The organism is Acinetobacter tandoii, assembly GCF_008867985.1.
GTDB lineage: Bacteria > Pseudomonadota > Gammaproteobacteria > Pseudomonadales > Moraxellaceae > Acinetobacter > Acinetobacter tandoii.
The window spans coordinates 15,746-36,644 of sequence record NZ_VXLD01000004.1; the positions used below are offsets into that span (position 1 = coordinate 15,746).

Consider the following 20,899-nt stretch of genomic DNA (forward strand, 5'->3'; position numbering starts at 1 on the left):
GCTACATTTACTAATATTTGGCGAGTTTTCTCAATGATCAAAGATGCCTAATTTTCGCTTTTATACAGATCGAACCAATTCAAGAAAATGGCAATTTTCTTGAGTAAAGTCTACAAACTGCCCTACTCGAGTTTTACATTTTAATTTTAAGAAATGATTAAAGCTCCATTATACTGTGCGCACTTATTCGCTGTTTCCTAACATTTATGACCTCCGACCCACAGGGCAAAGTGCAAGCCCGAGCGCTTGCGCTACTCCCCCTTATTGTTTTTTTGGCTATCTTTTTAGGTAGCGGAATTTATCACTCCCTGATTGGCACCGAATTTGCCTTTTATCAAATTAAAGCGCCTGTGGCTGCTCTACCTGCGGTTATCCTTGCAGTACTAATTTTTAAGGGTCACCTGAACCAAGCCATTGAAACCTTCCTAAAAGGGGCAAGCCACCCTAATTTAATCTTAATGTTTATGGTGTTTATGCTGGCAGGTGCCTTCGCTAGCACCAGCAGTGCAATTGGCAGTGTAGATGCGACCGTCCAACTTGGACTATCTCTTATTCCTCCTGCTTTTGTTCTCCCCATGCTGTTTGTCATCTCTGCCTTTATTGCAACGGCTATGGGGACTTCTATGGGCACCATTGCGGCCTGTGCACCAATTGCTTTTGGCTTTGCCCAAGTGACTAATATTGAAACCGTGATGGCGATTGGTGCTGTGGTGAGTGGTGCGATGTTTGGTGACAATCTATCTATGATTTCAGACACCACGATTGCAGCAACCAGCAGTCAAAAAGTGCAACTCCGCGATAAGTTCCGGGTCAATATTTGGATTGCAGGGCCAGCGTCTATCATTACCATTCTAGTATTTATTTTGATGAGTAAGGATTCTCAAGCCATTCAATATCAAGACTATGATTTATGGCTGATTCTTCCTTATGTTGCCGTGTTTTTCTTGGCTTTTAGTCGCTTACACGTTTTAGCGGTTCTAACCATTGGCATTATGATTTCTGGTGTAATTGGTTTAATACAACAGAGCGGCTTTACTTTACTAAAATTGAATACCTCAATTTATGATGGCTTTGTGGGCATGTTTGAAGTGGCATTGCTCTCAATGCTATTGGGTGGCCTATCAAGCATCATGCAACGTGAAGGTGGCTTAGAATGGCTGATTCAGCGAATTTATAGCCTGACTCGTCTGTTAAAAGTTGGACAACAACGTGCTGGCGAGCTGGGTGTCAGTTTTTTGGTCATCTTCTCGAACTTGTTTGTTGCCAATAATACGGTCGCAATTATTTTATCGGGTGATATGGCCCGTGAAGTAGCGCAAGAGTATGGGTTAGATCCGAAACGTGTCGCTGCCCTCATGGACATTTTCTCTTGCGTGATACAAGGTTTGATCCCCTATGGTGCTCAACTGCTTTTGGCATGTTCCATTGCCAAACTCTCCCCAGTCGAGCTGATTGGTCATATTTACTATTGTTGGGTCTTGGCGATTTTTGCCATTTTAGCCATCGTACTACGCTACCCGAAATTGAATCAAAAGACGATCTAATCAAACTTGCTCAATTCTAGCGGTTCAATGAACCGCTTTTTTATCTCATTCACGCAGCTTGAGTTGTTGTCGACGAACTAAAAGCGTCTGTCCTGTTGCCGTCTTATAAGCACGTGCCAAAGCTGACTGGTCTGAATACCCCAGTGCTAAAGCCACTTCGCTCAAACTCATTTTTTGCTGTAGCAAAATATCGCAACGTTTCATTCGTTCCGTTTCAATAATTTTTTTAAATGAACTGTCAAATTCACTGAGTTGCCGCTGTAAAGTGCGTACCGATAAGTGCAGCTCTTGCGCTACCCATTCCAGCTTTGGCACATCTTGATGAAATACTAAATACTCTGCCACAAGTGTATGTAAATGGGTCATGAGCGTGATATGCGCAGATTTTGCTGCAATCACCTCTTCGGCATGTTTAAGTAGCAAATGATTAAGCGATGGGTCGGGTTGCTGAGACTTCAGTAATAAACTTTCACGATTCAACTCTAAGGCATAACGCACTTGATGAAAAAATACATCACAGCCATAAAAACGCTGATAATGATAAACCGCACAACGTGGCGCATGCGCAAAATATAAATTTTTCAATGCGAATTGATCAAAAGAAAAAATCTGTCGAGCCAATTGCACCATTGCAGCAACGGTCATTTCATTAATCAGTACATGCTCGCTGTGAGAAAATCCCCAATGGATATGAATGCTCTGATCTACTTGTGACATATGCATAGGCAGCGTTTCCTGCCCATCAATCACTAAACGGTTAAAACGCAAGATAAACTGTAAAGCTTCTGCGACACTGGTACTTTTCGATGCAATGTAGCCCAATACACCAAAATGTTCAGGTTGTATATGCTGCACAATATCGAAAATAAGATGAGGGCAGTTGAGTTGCTTTTCTGTTTGTTGTATTAAATCAATAAATAAAGCATACGATGATTGCGCATCAATTGGTTGTGATAAAATGTAATGCAACTGTTGTTTTTGCACCGTCGAGAAAGGAAATGCAAAACCATCAATATGACGTGATTTAAGATAGCTGTGCCATAAATGAAAAAAGCCATTCGGAATTTGTAATGTATACATGGCTCTACCTGTCAGTTTGACATTTTTTTATTTTCGATATGGCATAAAATGTATAAAAAATGGCAAGTACTGTCAAAACTTCTCCGATAAACATCGACATACTGCTCTTATCGAAGGTTCTATTAGTAAAAAACGATGAATACAATAGTCCGAAATCAAGTTCATCCTGTTGTTCGTACCGAATTCGATTTTAAATTAGATCAGGTACCCCGCTTCTGGATGAACAATGACCCATTTTTAACCCGTGTATTTGACGCGTTAAGCCTCACTTTTCCTGATGGTGAGCGTTACTTTATTCAATCGGTACGCTTGTTTCGCGATAAAATTACGGATCCAGAGTTAGAACAACGTGTCGGTGCTTTCATTCGCCAAGAAGCCCAACACGGTATCGCGCATGAAAAAATGAACCAAGTCATGCGTGGACAAGGCATGCCTGTAGATCAATTTATTCAACGAATTAACCGAGTATTCAAGTTTGAACTTGAAGAGCGTTCTCCTCAATACAATATTGCCATGACAGCAGCGGCAGAACATCTGACTGCCTTAATGGCAGAAACCTTTTATGGTAAAAAAGAAACCTTAGCCAATGCCCATCCTTATGTACGAGCACTCTTGGCTTGGCATGCAATTGAAGAAATGGAACATCGGGATGTCGCATTTGATGTAATGCAACAAGTGGGAGAAGTATCAGAGTCAATGCGTCGATGGGCGCTCATTCTCACCACGCTTATGATGATTGGCTTTACGCTCTATCGTGCTAATGTCATGTTAAGACATGATGGCTTTAGTCGCTGGCAACGCTTTAGTATGATTATGAAAGGATTACCATGGTTCTTTGGTCGTAAAGGCACTTTAACCAGTATTCGCAAACAATATTTTGATTGGTTTAAGAAAGGATTTCACCCTAGCCAACAACCGATTATTCGTCAATACAATGTATGGGTCGATACCCTTGCTGCAACTAACGATCCTATTCAAGCAGGCGAAGCCTTTTGGCAAGCAGCACAAAGTAAAAAATAAGCTATGCTTCAATCAAGCTGCCTCTAAATCAACAGTCCTAATGTAGAGGCAGCATGAAGAATTCTCTACCATTTCGCATAATGTTGTTCCAACAGGCCGTACTCATCTACCAGTACAATTTCTTGATTATCCAATAGAATACTACCACTGATACGTGCTTGCCACTGGCTAAATTGGCTACCAACCAATCTTAAGTTCAAATTTTCATAACGACGCCAACTGGTCGTAACAATTAGGTTGAGGCGTTGATCTAAAGAGCGGATATTCCAATGCCCTTCTTCAAGATGCTCAAATAAAATATCCGTCAATTGAAACAACTGACCGTTTACCCACAAGCAATTCTCATTACCAAAACTTTCATTGACTCCTGAGGCTAAATTCAGTCCAATTCGTTGATTGTTGGTATCCCAGAAATTACAAGACAACCAAAACCAAGCCGTTTCAGGTCGAAGAAATCCGCATGTATCATCTAAAGAAGCAAAAGTTTTATCGTGAAATTGCACCATTTCATTTTGCTTATTGACAAAATAGCCTTCACAACCCAGTGTGGTGAGTTTTTGCGTATAGGTCCAGCCATTAATTCCTGTTGGACTACACATGCTTAAGGGTTGTGTTCCAGCACAGAAAATACGGGCATTTAGTTTAATTTCACCATATTTAGTCACGCGAATATAACGCACCCCATTGGCATGCTGCATTTCAATTTGAAACGGCGATTTATGAAAAAAACTTTGGTTATATAAAGGTTGCTCATCTAAAAGTGTGTTACGGGCCAAGAAATTAATGGCATTCCATTCCATAACATCCTGCGTAAGATGGTTATAAACGTAAAAAAAACCATGCCCTGCCCATGCAATATCGGCAATGGCTATTCCAATAGTGTAATACTCGTGTTGAATTGAGCAGAATTTAAATTTTTTATATTTTAAACGTTTACGCCAACCCTCTAACACCTCTCCATAAGGAGTTTTATATTGGTATTTTTGAACGTCAATATTTTGAGGTAATGCATTAAAGCGACCATAATGTGGCTGCCCATTCGACTGAATTAAATCCATTTATCCAATTCCATTTCACATATCGCTAGATCTGCTTTGACCTATACAGCATGTCACATTAAGAATTTTCTTCGTTCTTTTTTATGCAGCAAGTATCGATCATTTCTTACTCACCCAATGTTAGCATAAAAAATACCATATCAGCACAACGCACTTAAAATGTTTAAAATTAAACATTTAACATAAGATAAGTATTTTCCCACGTGTTTGCATCAAAGTCAGCTTCAACCAGACGTACATAACGACCATGAATACAATCAATGGCAATGCAGTCATCTACCTCTAAAACACGATCTGTATGTTGCTTTTGCCATTTTTCATCGAAATATTGCTTCCCTCTTTGCTTTGCCTCCGCGGCATGCGGAGCAACGACCAACACATAACGGTGTAACTCACCAAACTCACGTGCGTCATAGCCGCCTAAATTAATTAGCCATAGCTTTTGATCTGCGACTTGAGGTTGGGCATCACTAAACTGAATCTGGTATTTTTTCCCTACACTTTCGACACCATTCACTTGCGCCCAAGCATCAATGTGTAAGCCTTTTTGTTCACCAAACCATGCATTTTTTAATTGTGTATACGTGTCTTCTAGGCTGTCACCCACAGCAAATACAACATCATGGACTTCGGTATTGGCACGTACATGACGACCACCAAGCATAACCATAAATAGACTAGGCATTTTCTTTCCTTTTTTTGAGATATTTTTTATAGCTAACAGGCGCTTCACGGAAGCATCATTCGCAATTGTTCGAGGTAAACCACACTTCTAGAGAGATGTTTTTGCGACTCCATTAATCACATGAAAGTATAAGACGAGTTTTGCGAATGACGATGCCTTTGGTTACTTTGGTCTTATCCAAAGTAACATTATGAACTCCTTACATTTGAGGTGTAAGCAGTAAGACTCCGTCAAAATTTAAATAACGTTACGACCAATACAAATAAGATAGATTTGACCAAAGTTTTCATTGGCAGGAAATATCTTACTTTTGTTTTGGCAAAAGTAACAAAAGTATCTTGTTGAGCAGACATTACATCCCTGTAAGGCTGCTCAATGGGCAAGATCCATGTCGCCTTCTCTTATTCATGTTTTGGATAAACTTTTATTTCAACAAAAAACGTGCTGAATTGCTTCAGCACGTTTTTAATATTTGACAACCTTCTCCAAAGAGAGAAGCTTCACATCAGAGGAAAATCACATCTCAACCATTTCTACGCCATCAATACGCGCCACGGTCATTAAGTCCTTATCACCACGGCCTGAAACCGTCGCAATAATAATTTGATCCTTAGACATCGTCGGTGCAAGTTTAGTGACATAAGCCATGGCATGTGCACTTTCAAGCGCAGGAATAATTCCTTCAATTTTCGTCAAATCACGGAAACCTTGTAGAGCTTCTTGGTCATTGATTGGCACATATTCAACACGATGCATGTCTTTTAAGAAGCTGTGTTCAGGACCTACACCTGGATAATCCAAACCCGCTGAAATCGAATGAGTTTCAATAATCTGACCTTGTTCATCCGACATCAAGTAAGTGCGGTTACCATGTAAAACACCAACATGACCAGCATTTAACGGTGCAGAGTGTTTACCTGTTTCAATACCGTACCCTGCGGCTTCAACACCATACATTTTAACTTCAGCATCATTTAAGAATGGATAGAACAAGCCCATAGCATTTGAACCACCACCAACACATGCCACTAAAGCATCAGGTAAGCGCCCTGCTTGTTCTTGAATTTGACGGCGTGCTTCACGACCAATAATCGATTGGAAATCACGGACTAATTGTGGGTACGGGTGCGGACCTGCCACTGTACCAATCACATAATAAGTTGAATCCACATTGGTGACCCAATCACGCATCGCCTCGTTCATAGCATCTTTCAATGTCTTTGAACCGCTTTCTACAGGCACAACTGTTGCACCTAACAAACGCATACGATACACATTCATGGCTTGACGTTTCACGTCTTCTGCACCCATGAAAACTACACACTCAAGACCCAAACGGGCAGCAATAGTCGCTGTAGCAACACCATGCTGGCCTGCACCCGTTTCAGCAATAATTCGTTTTTTACCCGAAAGTTTAGCCAGTAGAGCCTGACCAATCGTGTTATTCACTTTATGCGAGCCTGTATGATTCAGGTCTTCACGTTTTAAGTAAATTTGCGCACCACCCAACTCTTTCGACCATCGCTCAGCATAATATAAAGGACTAGGACGACCTACATAGTAGGCGAGGTCACGGTCGAATTCTGCCAGAAACTGCTCATCATTTTTCATACGAAAATAGAGCTTTTCTAAATCCTCTAATGCTGCCATTAGAGTTTCTGACACAAAACGTCCGCCATGGATACCAAAATGCCCTTTTGCATCAGGGAATTGGGTATAGTCAATCACATTAGTTTGCTGATCCACGATGGACTCCTTGCATGAAGTTTTCTATAAGTTGTTGGCTTTTTATACCTTTAGCAGATTCTACGCCTCCGCTGACATCTACAGCATAAGCCCCAGTCGTCTTTATAGCGTCTTCAACATTAGCGGGAGTTAAACCACCAGCTAAAATTAAAGGAATATCAAGCTTAGGGAATTGAGACCAGTCAAAACTGTGTCCTGTTCCCCCTTTTAATTCTGGATGCCACGCATCTAAAAGTACTGCACTTGCCCCTGCCTGTTGGTAGCGTTTCACTTCTGCGACCACATCCAGTTCAGGTTTCACCTGAATGGCTTTATACCAACGACGCCCGACTTGTGTCGCAATCATCTGACAGTCTACTGGTGTTTCATCACCATGAAACTGAATGATATCCAGTGCAACTTTTTTTAGCACATCTGCAATCTCATCCGCAGTTGCATTTACAAACAAGCCAACTGTTTGAACATAAGCAGGCACATGCTGAACGAGTTCTTTAGCTTGATCTGCACTCACATGACGTGGACTAGGCGGGAAAAATACAAAACCAATTGCATCTGCCCCTGCATTGACCACAGCATCAATATCTTGACTACGGGTAATTCCACAAATTTTGGCACGGGTTCGCATATTTATAACTCTAGCTCAGCCCTATTTATAGCTGATCTATAAATATCTGGGCGAATCATTGTAATGCAATTTTTTCGCCTTGCGTAAAGTTCATCCTGAAAAATCTTTACATCGATTGTTTAATTCGCATACAAACCGTATACTGCGCCCAAATGCAATAAGTCTGAGCATTATGCTTTAGGGAAGTTGGTGTAAATCCAACACTGCCCCCGCAACGGTAAAACGAAACGTATATCTTTATAAGTGCTTGCACTTACATCACTGCACTCGTGTGGGAAGATGGGTATACCAATATTGTTCGCAATATTTATATTTAAGTCCGGAGACCTGCTTATCGCGCCGTTTAACTCAATCATTCACGGGGGGTGAATGTATGGAGCCAGCATGCCAAATTTATTTCAGCCTACTGCTTTAGTGGGCGCAATCGCTATTGCGATGGGTTTCTCTACGTCTGCATCTGCACAAGACAACACGAATGTTGTGAATGCATCTCTAGACACTTTGGTGGTAACTGCAACCCGTTCTGAAGAAAAGATTAAAGACGTTCCTGCACGTATTTCAATCATTGAACCACAAATTGTTGAACAATCTCCTATTGCAGAATTACCACATTTGCTCATGAGTGATGCCTCTATCGATATGATGCAATACGGTGGTTATGGTCAAGCAGCATCAATTTTTACTCGTGGAACAAATTCAACTCATACTCTTGTACTACGTGATGGTGTTCGCCTTAACACAGGTTCTGCTGGTTCTGCTTCACTAGCATTTATTGATACAACTGATATTAAGCAAATCGAAGTACTTAAAGGTCCTGCATCCGTTCTATATGGTACAGATGCAATTGGTGGCGTAGTCCAGTTAGTTTCTAAAACACCAGAAAAAACTGGGGCTTTTGTAACTGGTGAAATCGGTGAGCACAGTACCTATAAGTCTGTCATTGGCGCAGATTTGGCTGAGAATGGAATTTATGCGCAAATTCGGGGTCAACGCTTAGAATCTGACGGGACACAAGTTACAGACTTCAAGGATGCTCAAGTCAATGCAGGAGCCTATGATCAAAAAGGCTTTAGTGCAAAATTCGGCATAGAGAAAGAACAATATGCTGCATCAGTTGATTACTCAGAGAATCAGGGTACTTCTACCTATGTTGATGGTATCAATGATGCGAATTGGAATTTGATTGGTCTAAAAAATGTCTCTCAAGATTTTAAAAATGAAATCATTAATGTTAAAGGTCGTGTAAACCTAAGCGATAACTTTGCACTTCATGCTCGCTTATCTCAATTCAAAGATGATCTTGAGCAAAATGATTCTCATGATGCAATCTACAATACAACAAAAGAAGCTGAACTTTATAGTAAATGGCAATTTAGCCCTACTCAGAATATCTTGGCCGGGGTTGCAACGAAAAATGTCGAGTCTGACGTTCTTTCAGGTAGTGGTTATTATGGCGTGGACTATGACAAAGAAGTTGATAGCACAGGCTATTTTGTTCAACACCAATACCAATCTGAAAAACTACACACCCAATTAGGTGTCCGTGTAGAAGATCATGAGACATTTGGTACTCATACCGTAGGGCAAGCTGCTGCACGTTATCAAATTTTACCAGCTACTAGTATTTACACCAATATTGGTACTGCTTTCCGTGCTCCAACGAATAATGACTTATATGCATTAAGCTGGGGTGGAAACCCTGAATTAAAACCAGAAGAAAGTGTTTCCTATGAAATTGGGCTCGACCAACAACTTACAAATCACTTAACAATGGGATTATCTGCATACCGAAATGAGGTTGATAACTTAATTACTTGGCAGAATGGTAAAAATTTCAATGTAAAGGAAGCAACTTTCACTGGTGGCGAATTTAACCTTGATTGGGCAAAAGATGAGTTATTTACAAATCTTTCATATGCTTATGTACAACCAAAAGACAAGAAAACTGATCAAGACCTGCCTCGTCGTTCACGCCAAAGTCTAACTTTGACATCAGGACTACAAAATGAAGTGTATGGCATTAGTGCATCACTTTCAGCTAAATCTAGACCTAAAAATAGCACTATTTCAGGATATGCCACTGTTGATGTAAATGCATTCTGGAATGTAAATCCTAACGTTAAATTATTCACGAATATTCAGAATATTGGTGATGTTGAATACAAAACGACATCTTATGGTAGCGGATACTATTATGTGAATGGTGGTCGCCTAGCTTCCGCAGGAGTCACTTTCCGTTATTAATTTAACTTAAAGACTCAAAAAAATTTAAAAACAGCGCAGTTTATGGATAATGTTTTGACCGGCATTATCCTTTTTTTCATTTAAACCTAGGAAATATTATGGGCCACCGTTTAAGTAAAATTTATACCCGTACAGGTGACACAGGAACCACAGGACTTGGCGATGGTTCTCGTGTAGCCAAAGATGATTTACGCATTATTGCACTCGGTGATGTCGATGAGCTGAATGCATGTATTGGCATTCTACGTGCACAAATCAGCCAAAGTAATATTGCAGAACAAACAGCATGGGATAAAAGCTTAAGTCTAATTCAACACTGGTTGTTCGACTTGGGTGGTGAGGTCTGTATTCCCAACTATCACTTGGTGCAGCCAATCTCGATAGAATACCTCGAACAAGACATTGATCACATGAATGAATCTTTACCCATGCTCAAAGATTTTATTCTACCGTCAGGTACATTGGCTTGTAGCTTTGCCCATCAAGCCCGTGCCGTTTGCCGTCGTGCTGAGCGCAGCCTCATGGCAGTACAGCATCGTGATCAAAATATTCAATCTAGTTCATTACAATTATTAAATCGACTTTCTGACTGGTTATTTGTCGCTTCCCGTACCTTGCAACGCGCAGAAGGAGGAAGTGAAGTTCTTTGGCAAAAAAATATTAACGACACGATTTAAAAAGCAACCTGATTGAGGCTAGGTCATCAATCTTCAGTCTCAATCATAACTTTTGCACTGTTCAAATTCTCTTTATCAAACTTTATTTTTATGATTATTCAAACCATTCTTTAGCGTTTAAATTTCTAAAAAATAAGTCAAATATAAGCCCATGGACTGTGAAATTTCACATAACTCCGTAATAATCAAAGTAGAGTAATCACTAAGCGGATGTAGACATGCAAATTATCGGACATCGTGGCGCACGGGGTGAAGCACCTGAAAACACCTTAGGTGGATTTCAATATTTAAATGACTTAGGCATTCGTGCCGTCGAATTTGATGTGCGCCAACTCAAAGATGACACATTGGTGGTCATGCATGATGATAACTTTTTACGCACGACCTCAATTGATCAAAATCTTTACACCTGTACAGTGAATGACTTAGCTCACTACAATCAGGCTGCAATCTGGATGGACTGGCACCCCCAGATGACGCCTACTTTAGAACAAAGCCTTAACGTTCTACGTGAATTTTCTCATCTAGAAGTAGAAGTGAAAGCCGTGAATGATTTTGCAGCCGCAGAAAAACTGATTCAAAGTTTAGAGTGCGCTTTGACAGGGTTTGAGCATAATGCAGTCATCACCAGTTTTGACTTGAAAATTCACCAAGCTTTACAACAGTCTAAGTCGCGATTTAAAAGAGGACTTCTGATTGAAGAGGACATCCAAGAACGTGCCATTGAACAAGCACTGGAATTAGGTTGTAGCCGTATTGGCTGGATGAATCAATTGGCAAGCGATGCATTAATTCAAGCTACTCAAGCCGCGGGATTAAAAGTCAGTGTTTGGACAGTCAATGATGTGCAGCGTGCCAAACATTTGCAAATATGTGGTATTGATGGCCTGATTACTGATTTCCCTAAATTAATGCAGCAACAGCTTAATTTGGAGTAAAAAATTGGTTCGTTAGTCGGCAGAATTCAGCTCGAGTTAAGATGAGTACAGCAGTTGACCTAAAGTACAATAGAAATAAATTAAGCAACCAATAAAAATAGCCGACTGGTTACGATAAATTCAATCTTAGCATGGTCTTATTCTGTTACTGTTTAGTACAATACAACTGTACAATAATGCTAGAGTACGATTGTTGCTCATGCTAATATGCCAGAATCTTAATCCTTACAACTTGTAGTGATTTAAGTCCTCAATTTTAACCTGTATCAGGTTTCTAGGAGTGCTGTTGGAGATGAATCCTCCCCTACCTCAAGCCCCAATTAACTGGATTGCAATTTTTGCACTAGTTTTTTTACCTATTGTTGCTGTTATCGCTATTCCACTCTATGCCATTAATCATGATTTTAGCGCAAGCGCGTGGGTCAGCATGATTGTGTTATTGGGTATGAGTAGTTTGGGTATTACTGCGGGCTATCATCGCTTATGGGCACATCGTGCTTATGAGGCGACACTACCTTTAAAAATCATTCTCATGATTATGGGTACTTTTGCCGTTCAGAACAGTATTTTATTTTGGTCTTCTGGTCACCGCACCCATCACCGCCATGTAGATGATGTAGAAAAAGATCCGTACTCAATCAATAAAGGCTTTTGGTTTGCCCATATCGGGTGGATGTTACGTGATTATCCTGCAGCAGAGCCTAATTTTAAAAATGCACCTGACCTGCTAAATGACAAATTGGTGATGTTCCAACATAAATACTATGTACCTTTAGTCATTTTAGTACATACAGGTATTTTATTACCTATTGGTTGGGCTGTAGGCGATATGTGGGGCGTGTTACTTTTGGGTGGATTAGTCCGTTTAATCCTGAGCCATCATGTGACTTTCTTCATTAATTCACTTTGCCATATGTGGGGGAAGCGCCCATATACAGACGAAAATACTGCGCGTGATAACTTCTTGCTTGCCATCGCCACTTGGGGCGAGGGTTATCATAACTATCACCACATTTTCCAATATGACTATCGTAATGGTGTGAAATGGTGGCAGTATGATCCGACCAAATGGTTAATCTGGTCGTGTTCAAAACTCGGTCTAGCGAAAAACTTGCGTCGTATTCCAAGCTTTAATATTAAGAAAGCCGAACTTGCGATGAAGTTTAAATACGCTGAACAGGATTTGGCGGTTTACGGTCACAATGTCAATGAAGATATGGCGAATGTAAAAACTCGTATTGCTCAAGAATACGAAGCATTTACCCATACACTGAACGACTGGGCGAAACTGAAAGAACAGGAAATTCAAGCCAAGAAAGCATCTGTGGCAGAGAAGATCAACCAAATGGACCATAAATTAAAAATGGATTTCCAATTGGTCGAGCAACGCTTAGGTCATCATCGTCAAACGCTTAAAGTTTTAATGCGTAATATCAAAAAAAATACGGTTTCTGAATAATACTGAAATCCTCTGAATTTTGAATAAAGCTTCCTCAATGGAAGCTTTATTCATTTTTAAGTGATGGTTTTGTTATAGTGGGGAGAGTTCATCTGTCTGATCCAATCTTATGCTTTTTAATTCCCGCTATTTAACCTTGAATCCAAAACTGTACCATCAGCAAATGCCCTTACCTTTGGTCGGAGCAAAAGCAGGTCATTTTAACCAAGCCTTGGCTGAAGAACTGCAATGGACTGCCGAAGAACAAGCAAATTGGGTTGAGATTTGTAGCGGACAAAAAACCTTTGCAGAATTCCCCCCTCTTGCGATGGTTTATGCAGGGCATCAATTTGGACAATGGGCGGGGCAACTTGGTGATGGTCGTGGTTTACTAATTGCCCAAATTCTTGATCAAAAACAACAAACCATTGATTTACACTTAAAAGGTGCTGGGCAAACACCTTATTCGCGGATGGGCGATGGCCGTGCGGTTTTACGCTCAGTCATTCGTGAATATCTGGCAGGTCATGCACTCAATGCACTGGGTATTCCCTCTAGTAATGCAGTCGGTTTTACTTCGTCTACTCAAGGTGTACAACGTGAAAAATTAGAGCTGGGTGCGATGCTGCTCAGAACCTCTGATTGTCATATTCGTTTGGGACATTTTGAATGGATTAATCAATATCAATCGAACTTATTGGCTGACTTTACGCAAAAATGTATTGAATGGCACTATCCTGAATGCCTGCTCGCTGAACAACCAATCTTGGCTTTCGCCACCCAAGTGATACAACGAACTGCCGTCATGATTGCCAAATGGCAATTGGTTGGTTTTGCACATGGCGTTATGAATACCGATAATTTGAATATCACAGGTTCAACCTTAGATTTTGGTCCCTACGGTTTTATGGAACGTTTCCGTCCCAATTGGATTAACAATCACTCCGATTACCAAGGCCGCTATACCTATCAGCAACAACCGAGCATTGGACACTGGAATTTATGGACATGGTTGAATAACCTCATTCCGCTTTGTCCTCAAGACTATGACAAAGAACAATGGAAAGAAGATCTAGCAGCTTGCTTGAGTCATTATGAACCGACCTTTTTGGAACATTATCGCTTAGGTTTATGTCAAAAAATGGGCTTACCTGATTTTCATAAAGATAGCTTTGATTGTGGCATGCTTTTTTTAAGAATTTTGCAATCTGAACAACTGGATTACACCCAAAGCTTTATTCGTCTACAAAATCAAGACTACCAACTGCTTTTGGATGATTGTCTTGACCGCCGTCAATTTGAAAGTTTCCTTGTGCAATACCAACAAATTCGTGCCAATCAAGATACAGCCGCACTGGATGCAACAATGCAACAAACCAATCCAGTTTATATCCTACGCAATCACATGGCACAAAAAGCGATTGAACTGGCTGAGCGCAATGATTTTTCAGAAGTCGAACGTTTATTTAACCTACTCAGCCAACCGTTTGAACGAAATGTGGCACTAGAGAAAACTGAAGATTTGGCTCCATTACCGAACGATGTGCCTGAAGTGATGGTGAGTTGTTCATCTTAACAGGTTGGCTTAAACTGTGGATAAACTAAACAATATCCACAGGGCTTCCCCTACTAGAGTAGTGATCACCATGTCCTTACACCGTATTGCCGCAAAAGCTGCACTTGCCCTGCCAGAAGTCACCTGTAGTCAACCCTTTGGCGAGGGCTGTGATGTGTATAAAGTCATGGATAAAATGTTTTTACTCAATTCATCTTTAAGCGGTAGAGTTTTAAGTAACTTAAAAGTTACACCTGACCACGGCGCGATGCTACGTGACATTTATCCGTATATTCATGCTGGTTGGCATATGAATAAAAAACATTGGATTTCAATCTATGAGAATGAAAACCTAGAGCCTGATTTAGTCATTGATCTGGTGCAAAGTTCTTATGAACTCGTGGTATCCAAGCTGAATAAACAACAAAGACAGCGGATCGCTGCACTTAAAGCCATCAGTTAAATATTGAATGAAGAAGATTTTAATTATTTCTTTTGCTTTTTTAAAGCTGAGCCTTATCACGTCATCAAACTGATCATAAGTTTGGATAAATCTGGTCGCTACTGTACAGCTTTTCAACATTTTCCAGTATTGCCCACTTGGAACAAAAAATTCGAAACTAAAAGCGAAGTGAGCAATTGAAAGATCATAAAAAAGCCCGACATCCTGTCGGGCTTTTTCGTATTGATTTGTTAGGTATAACTCCTGTCGTACCTCACATCCTAGTGTTGAACTTATCATTTTTGTTTTATGTATTGGAACATCCTGTTCTCCATAACCGCATCTTATAAAAAATTTTAGGGCTGACCTAGACGCAATCCGCTTGAGATAGTGTAAGCCAAAACGTACATAGAAAAACTAGCTTAATCAGACTTACCCCCAAAATTATCCGCAGAAATTGTGGATAGTTTTCAGGATGGTTGCAGCCAAGCCGTACTATATTAAAGTTAATTTTTGAGTACTTTAACAGCAACTTGATAGCTCTCTGCTTCAATCTGTTGGAAATACAACCTTTCCTTTCTCAATTTTGTCTATTTAATTACCTATACATATCAATCCGAAAAGATTCAGTGTGAGAGTCGCTCACTCTCCACCCAAGTTAATCAACAGGTCATGCCAAACCTCAGACAAAGGCCCATTGAGAGTCAGTAAAATCTTGGTCAGTCTCCTGATCAGTTGCTTATTTGATTCCATTGTTGAAAAGTTTGGATTCTATTTCACAATCCTCCCCTAGGTGACATAGGCACATCGCCAGCGGAACGCTTCACAGATTTAAATCCAGACTTATCTAAGTAAAAGCCCAATAAAAAAGGACTCATATTGAGTCCTTTTCCACATCATCACCTGCGCTTTAACTTTTCGTCGGCTTTAATGTTTTAAATAAAACAAAGAGCATGAAGATCCAGACAGGAAGCATCAACACGGAAAGCATAAAACCTTGATTCCACATGATATACAAAATCATCAGCATAAATACTAAAACAAAATAATTACTAAACGGTGCAAACAACGCTGGGAACTTGGTCTGAATACCCTGTTTTTTCATACTCTGTCTAAATTTAAGATGAATCAAACTGATCATCATCCAATTCAACACCGCAGCACTGACCACAATATAAATCAGATAACTCAGTGCTTTTTCAGGCAAGAAGTAATTTAACAGCACACAACCAAAAATCAGTAATGCTGAAAATAATACAGCCGCAATCGGTGTCCCTTGCTGGTTAACCTGCTTAAAAATTTGTGGGGCATTGCCCTGTTCTGCTAGACCTAACAGCATGCGACTATTGGCATACATGCCACTATTACAAACAGAAACTGATGCAGTCAAAATAATAAAATTCAGTAAATGGGCTGCCCACTCAATGCCCATTTGCTTAAAAATAAGTACGAATGGACTTTTATCTAACCCGCCCAAATCCAATTGGTTCCAAGGCACCAAAGACAAAAGAATCGCCAACGAGCAAATATAGAATAGGAAAACCCGAATCACCGTTTGATTGACTGCTTTTGGAATATTCTTTTCAGGATCTTCGGTTTCCGCAGCCGCCATACTGATTAGCTCAATGCCACCAAAAGCAAACATCATAAAGGCCAGCATATAAAACAAGCCTTCAAAGCCATGTGGGAAAAACCCGCCATGTGCCCATAAATTAGTGATGGAAGCAGTGGAACCCGCATCAGCCGTCAGCAAGAGGTAAGCCCCAAAGATGATCATCGCGATTATCGCCACAACTTTAATCATCGACAGCCAAAACTCAGACTCCGCGTACAGTTTGACATTGGCGAGATTGGCCAGTGTGATCACCACAAAAAATACCAACACTGAAATCCAAGCAGGAATATGTGGCCACCAATAATTTACATACTTACCAATCGCGGTCAGCTCAGTCATTACCACCAAGATATACAGCACCCAGTAGTTCCAGCCCGTTAAAAAGCCTGAAAACCGTCCCCAATATTTAAAAGCAAAGTAGCTGAATGACCCCGTCACGGGTTCATGCACAATCATTTCACCGAGCTGACGCATAATTAAGAATGCAATCAAACCGCCAATCATATAACCCAAAATAATAGATGGGCCAGCAGACTCAATAATATGTGCTGAACCTAAGAACAATCCCGTACCAATTGCACCACCCATAGCGATCAATTGGATATGGCGGTTCTTTAAACGGCGCTGAAGTTTAGGCATCTCGCTGCTCAAAACACATGCTCATCTGACAAAAAATGAATTGTATCGCTTGCACAAGCGATCAACCAGTCTTGTACTTTAAAATCTCCGATTGCTCTGTCTCATTTCGCCACATGACGATTTAAAAGCACGGCTGATTTTGATTGCCACCTTGCCTTCATCCCATAAAAAAAGCGGATAACCCAAGGCTTATCCGCTTCTTCTATCGCTCAGAAAATTATAAGTTAATCTTCTGGATACTCAAAACGATAACCGACACCATACACCGCTTGAATCCATTCATGACGGTTGCCTGTTTCGGCTGCATCCGAAATTTTTCGACGTAAGTTTTTAATATGACTATCAATTACACGGTCTGCCACATCAAAGCTATCTGGATTAATATGATCTAATAATTGTACACGCGAATAAACTTGTCCAACGTGCTCAAGGAACAATTCTAGTAAGCGGAATTCGGTTGGCGTTAAGTTGAGGGTCTTTTGTTGATACCAGATGCGTTGTTGAGCTTTATCTACGCGAAACAAGCCATTTTCTTCAGGCTCAGCTTTACGGTCTAAGCGGCGTAAAACTGCCTGCACACGTGCCACCAACTCTTTCGGACTAAATGGTTTACAAATGTAATCATCGGCACCCATATTCAGCCCCAACACACGATCAATCTCTTCTGTGCGTGCCGTCACCATAATAATTGGCAAGTCAGATTGCTCTCTAACCTTACGACAAATGGTCAGACCATCCATTCGAGGGACCATCAAGTCTAAAATCATCAAGCTTGGTTTGCGTTGCATAAAACTGTCATAGGCTTCCTGCCCATCATGAAACAGACTAACTTCAAAACCTGCTGCTTCTAGATAATCACGGACCAATTGAGCCAGTTCAACTTCATCTTCAACCAGCATAATATGCTTCATGAATATTTCCTTTATGATTTCATTTGTTTGGGAAAAGTGAGTTTGCAACGCAAACCACCTAATGGTGAATGCTCAAAACGCAAGCGTCCACCGAGTGCCTGAGCAATCTTACATGAAAGTGCCAAACCTAGCCCTGTTCCACCTGTACTTCGAGTTCTCGAATCATCCACACGATAGAATCGTTCCCCCAAGTGCTGCAATTGTTCATCCGTCAATCCATACGGGCTATCATCCACATACAGACTCCACTCTGTTGCACTTTGCTCGGTGTGAATCTGAATCTGTCCGCCCGACTCGGTATAACGAATACTATTACTGAGTAAGTTGACCACAATTTGTTTGAATCGGTCTGTATCTAATTGTAAGACAGGAGCATCACCTTGCACGCTGACTTTTAAATTGGCTTGTTCAAACTTCGGTTTGAAGTTCTCTACCTCTTGAACAATCATGTCCCACGGATTTACGGCCGTAAAATAACATTTCAATTGCTGAGCATCGGCTTGAGCTAAATCTGCTAAATCTTGAGTCAGTTTTTTCAAACTACTCACTTGACGCATCATGGCATCCAAATGTTCTGGTGTGGCTTTACGAATGCCATCTTGCATAGCTTCAATTTGTGCTTGTAACACAGCCAATGGTGTTTTTAATTCATGTGAAGTATCGGCTACCCATTGACGACGCGAAGTTTCATGTTGATCCAGAATTTCTGCCAATTGATTCAATTCATTGGATAAATCACCCAATTCATCATTACGGTTAATTTTGACTTGATGTTGGTAGTTGCCCTGAGTCAATTCACGTGTACCGTTCAACAAGCGTTGAATCGGTTTCTTAAAATAGGTTGCCAGCAATAATGCAGCAATTAGACTGGCTAAAATGGTCAAACCATAAACCAAAAATAAATAGCGCTTTTGATTACTAAAGAAGTTGATACTTAAAGCATCATCTTGATCTAGGACGGGTTTTAAACCTAAATAGCCAACCACTTTATCATCGACGATAATCGGGCGATAAGAAATCTGATCTGAAGATGGTTCACCCACGACAAATTGTCGTTTGGCATCATACAAAGATAATCGCGAACTCAACCCTAAACGGTCTGGCATCGAAATAAATTGCTTTTTCTGGTTGCTCTCTTTTAACTTATTCTGCGCCTGCCCATCTTTACGATCAGGTGGTCGGAATGCATTTTCATTCGATTTTAAAGGAAATTTTAAACCTTCAAAGGGTTGGTATTCAGAAGGTAAATTTAACTCTAACCAACGTAACTCTTCTTGGTCGAGCAAAGGTTTCCCCTGATCTGCCCGTGCCAGTGTTGGTGGTAAATTTACAAAAGTATGTTCTTCAAAATAACGCTGCTGTAAGGCAATATCGTATTGTCGACGTAACCACCAATGCGACAGTCGGTCATAATCATCAGGGTCGGCCTGACCTTCAATTTGTAAAATCTGGGCCTGAATGGCATTACCCCAATCATGATAAACTGCATAGACTCCCGCCAAGTTGGAAATCAGATGATCGAGCTTTTGCATTTCGACATCTGCTACATACTTAGTAAAGTTTTTTTGCATGGTCCAATGCAATACCCCCAGACTTAGCGTGATAATCACTAAGGTGGTCAGTAATACAGTCAAGAATAGGCGTAACGCAATCGGGACACGTCGAGTATTCAACAGCGGTGCTCAGTTGTTATTTTGTTGGGACTATTGTAACCAACCTCTTTTCAAAAAACCCTCCATTGTTTCTTCATCTTTATTATTTAATCTTTAAGCACAAATGAAAAATAGCGTGCTGGGGTAACTTGTAATGAACTTGACGAAAAAAATTGTATTAGCAACCTGCGGTATTTTAAGTGTCGGGGCCTTAACAGCTTGCCAATCAACACCAGAGCCTCAAGAACACTCCCATCATCATATGGATGGTCGTTATGCAGATCGTTTGATGCCCGAACAGCGTGCTGAACATGATCAAATGCGTGCTGAACACAAAGCAATGTTTAAGCAAATGCGACAAGCCTGTGATGGCAAAGCTGCTGGGCAAACTGTTCAGATTAAAGCGGGCACACAAACCATTGATGGTCAATGTCATATGGTATTCCAGCCCGACCATAAACGTGGACATGGTATGCATATGGGGCAACCTCCCATGCAAGGTGATGAAGGCATGATGCGTCCACAACGTGGTGAAAAACTGACAGATGCTCAGCGTCAACAAATGGTGCAACAGTTCGATCAACGCTTGAGAGAAAAACAAGCCTTCCAACAAGCGGTTGAAACTGCATGTAATGGTCAAGCCGATGGCAAAGTCGTTCAGATTAAAGCGGGTGAACAAACGCTTTCAGGCAAATGTTCAGTACGCTTCTTCCCAAATCAACCACAACCGAATGCAGCACCAACAGCAAATATTGCACCTCCTCCAGCTGCATAAGCAGATTTACAACAAAAAAGACGCCGCAAGCGTCTTTTTTTATGCCTAAATGGAGGACATAACTTTTTACGTTTTTTGACTATTTGTATCATTAAAAAAAACATAAAAACGTTTACACTCAATGTACTTAGAAAATTCAAGCCACCTTTTTTTGACTTTACAGTCACTAAGAAATGGGGGGCAAGTGCTTGTACCTTATAACAAGATGTTGCACGATTAACTTGTACTTAAAAACGTGTCATTGAAGGCACGTCA

17 protein-coding genes and 1 riboswitch are annotated in these 20,899 nt (G+C 40.7%); of the genes, 9 read left to right on the forward strand and 8 right to left on the reverse strand.

Translation table 11 applies throughout. The features are described from left to right. Positions 1–206: 206 nt before the first annotated feature. Positions 207–1,544: a Na+/H+ antiporter NhaC family protein gene (locus F4W09_RS07660; protein ID WP_151504481.1), complete on the forward strand. Its 1,338-nt coding sequence runs from the start codon at positions 207–209 to the stop codon at positions 1,542–1,544. 45 nt (positions 1,545–1,589) lie between these two features. On the opposite strand, the gene F4W09_RS07665 is transcribed toward F4W09_RS07660, so the two are convergent. Next, positions 1,590–2,624, reverse strand: a complete 1,035-nt coding sequence (locus tag F4W09_RS07665) for an AraC family transcriptional regulator (protein ID WP_016168170.1) — start codon at positions 2,622–2,624, stop codon at positions 1,590–1,592. Between the two features lie 135 nt (positions 2,625–2,759). Between F4W09_RS07665 and F4W09_RS07670 the strand changes: the two genes are divergently transcribed. Further along, on the forward strand, positions 2,760–3,644 hold the full coding sequence (locus F4W09_RS07670; protein WP_151504482.1) for a metal-dependent hydrolase: 885 nt from the start codon (positions 2,760–2,762) through the stop codon (positions 3,642–3,644). A 65-nt stretch (positions 3,645–3,709) separates the two neighbouring features. On the opposite strand, the gene F4W09_RS07675 is transcribed toward F4W09_RS07670, so the two are convergent. The 4 genes from F4W09_RS07675 to F4W09_RS07690 form a co-directional block, all read right to left on the reverse strand. Continuing rightward, on the reverse strand, positions 3,710–4,702 hold the full coding sequence (locus F4W09_RS07675) for a DUF2804 domain-containing protein (protein WP_044738737.1): 993 nt from the start codon (positions 4,700–4,702) through the stop codon (positions 3,710–3,712). 169 nt (positions 4,703–4,871) lie between these two features. Next, a complete protein-coding gene (locus F4W09_RS07680) occupies positions 4,872–5,387 on the reverse strand; it encodes a DUF1543 domain-containing protein (protein WP_151504483.1) in 516 nt (171 codons plus the stop codon). Positions 5,388–5,903: 516 nt separating this feature from the next. Continuing rightward, entirely contained in the window at positions 5,904–7,133 is a 1,230-nt protein-coding gene (gene trpB, locus F4W09_RS07685; RefSeq protein ID WP_151504484.1) for a tryptophan synthase subunit beta, read from the reverse strand. Continuing rightward, positions 7,117–7,758 carry a phosphoribosylanthranilate isomerase gene (locus tag F4W09_RS07690; RefSeq protein ID WP_151504485.1) on the reverse strand — a complete coding sequence of 214 codons (642 nt, stop codon included), beginning with the start codon at positions 7,756–7,758 and terminating at the stop codon, positions 7,117–7,119. Before F4W09_RS07690 ends, trpB begins: the two co-directional genes overlap by 17 nt. A 142-nt stretch (positions 7,759–7,900) precedes the next feature. After that, a riboswitch (cobalamin riboswitch) is annotated at positions 7,901–8,107 on the forward strand. Positions 8,108–8,142: 35 nt separating this feature from the next. Here F4W09_RS07690 and F4W09_RS07695 point away from each other — a divergent pair. The 6 genes from F4W09_RS07695 (at position 8,143) to F4W09_RS07720 (ending at position 15,073) form a co-directional block, all read left to right on the forward strand. Then, positions 8,143–10,002, forward strand: coding sequence for a TonB-dependent receptor plug domain-containing protein (locus F4W09_RS07695; protein ID WP_151504486.1), 1,860 nt, complete (start codon positions 8,143–8,145; stop codon positions 10,000–10,002). 98 nt (positions 10,003–10,100) lie between these two features. Beyond that, positions 10,101–10,679 (forward strand): cob(I)yrinic acid a,c-diamide adenosyltransferase, encoded by a 579-nt coding sequence (locus F4W09_RS07700; RefSeq protein ID WP_044738732.1) that lies wholly within the window; start codon positions 10,101–10,103, stop codon positions 10,677–10,679. A 218-nt stretch (positions 10,680–10,897) separates the two neighbouring features. Next, positions 10,898–11,617 carry a glycerophosphodiester phosphodiesterase gene (locus F4W09_RS07705; RefSeq protein WP_151504487.1) on the forward strand — a complete coding sequence of 240 codons (720 nt, stop codon included), beginning with the start codon at positions 10,898–10,900 and terminating at the stop codon, positions 11,615–11,617. A gap of 292 nt (positions 11,618–11,909) precedes the next feature. After that, positions 11,910–13,076: an acyl-CoA desaturase gene (locus F4W09_RS07710; RefSeq protein ID WP_151504488.1), complete on the forward strand. Its 1,167-nt coding sequence runs from the start codon at positions 11,910–11,912 to the stop codon at positions 13,074–13,076. A 109-nt stretch (positions 13,077–13,185) separates the two neighbouring features. Further along, positions 13,186–14,631, forward strand: a complete 1,446-nt coding sequence (locus tag F4W09_RS07715) for a protein adenylyltransferase SelO (protein ID WP_151504489.1) — start codon at positions 13,186–13,188, stop codon at positions 14,629–14,631. Positions 14,632–14,701: 70 nt separating this feature from the next. Further along, complete coding sequence (locus F4W09_RS07720; protein WP_151504490.1) at positions 14,702–15,073, forward strand: MmcQ/YjbR family DNA-binding protein; 372 nt, start codon at positions 14,702–14,704, stop codon at positions 15,071–15,073. A gap of 889 nt (positions 15,074–15,962) precedes the next feature. On the opposite strand, the gene F4W09_RS07725 is transcribed toward F4W09_RS07720, so the two are convergent. The 3 genes from F4W09_RS07725 to baeS form a co-directional block, all read right to left on the reverse strand. Further along, a complete protein-coding gene (locus F4W09_RS07725; RefSeq protein WP_151504491.1) occupies positions 15,963–17,318 on the reverse strand; it encodes an amino acid permease in 1,356 nt (451 codons plus the stop codon). A 212-nt stretch (positions 17,319–17,530) separates the two neighbouring features. Continuing rightward, a complete protein-coding gene (locus F4W09_RS07730; RefSeq protein WP_016168184.1) occupies positions 17,531–18,217 on the reverse strand; it encodes a response regulator in 687 nt (228 codons plus the stop codon). 11 nt (positions 18,218–18,228) lie between these two features. Next, a complete protein-coding gene (gene baeS, locus F4W09_RS07735) occupies positions 18,229–19,890 on the reverse strand; it encodes a sensor histidine kinase efflux regulator BaeS (protein WP_151504492.1) in 1,662 nt (553 codons plus the stop codon). 133 nt (positions 19,891–20,023) lie between these two features. On the opposite strand from baeS, the gene F4W09_RS07740 reads away from it, so the two are divergent. Further along, positions 20,024–20,644: a hypothetical protein gene (locus tag F4W09_RS07740; protein ID WP_104441111.1), complete on the forward strand. Its 621-nt coding sequence runs from the start codon at positions 20,024–20,026 to the stop codon at positions 20,642–20,644. The last annotated feature ends 255 nt before the right edge of the window (positions 20,645–20,899 follow it).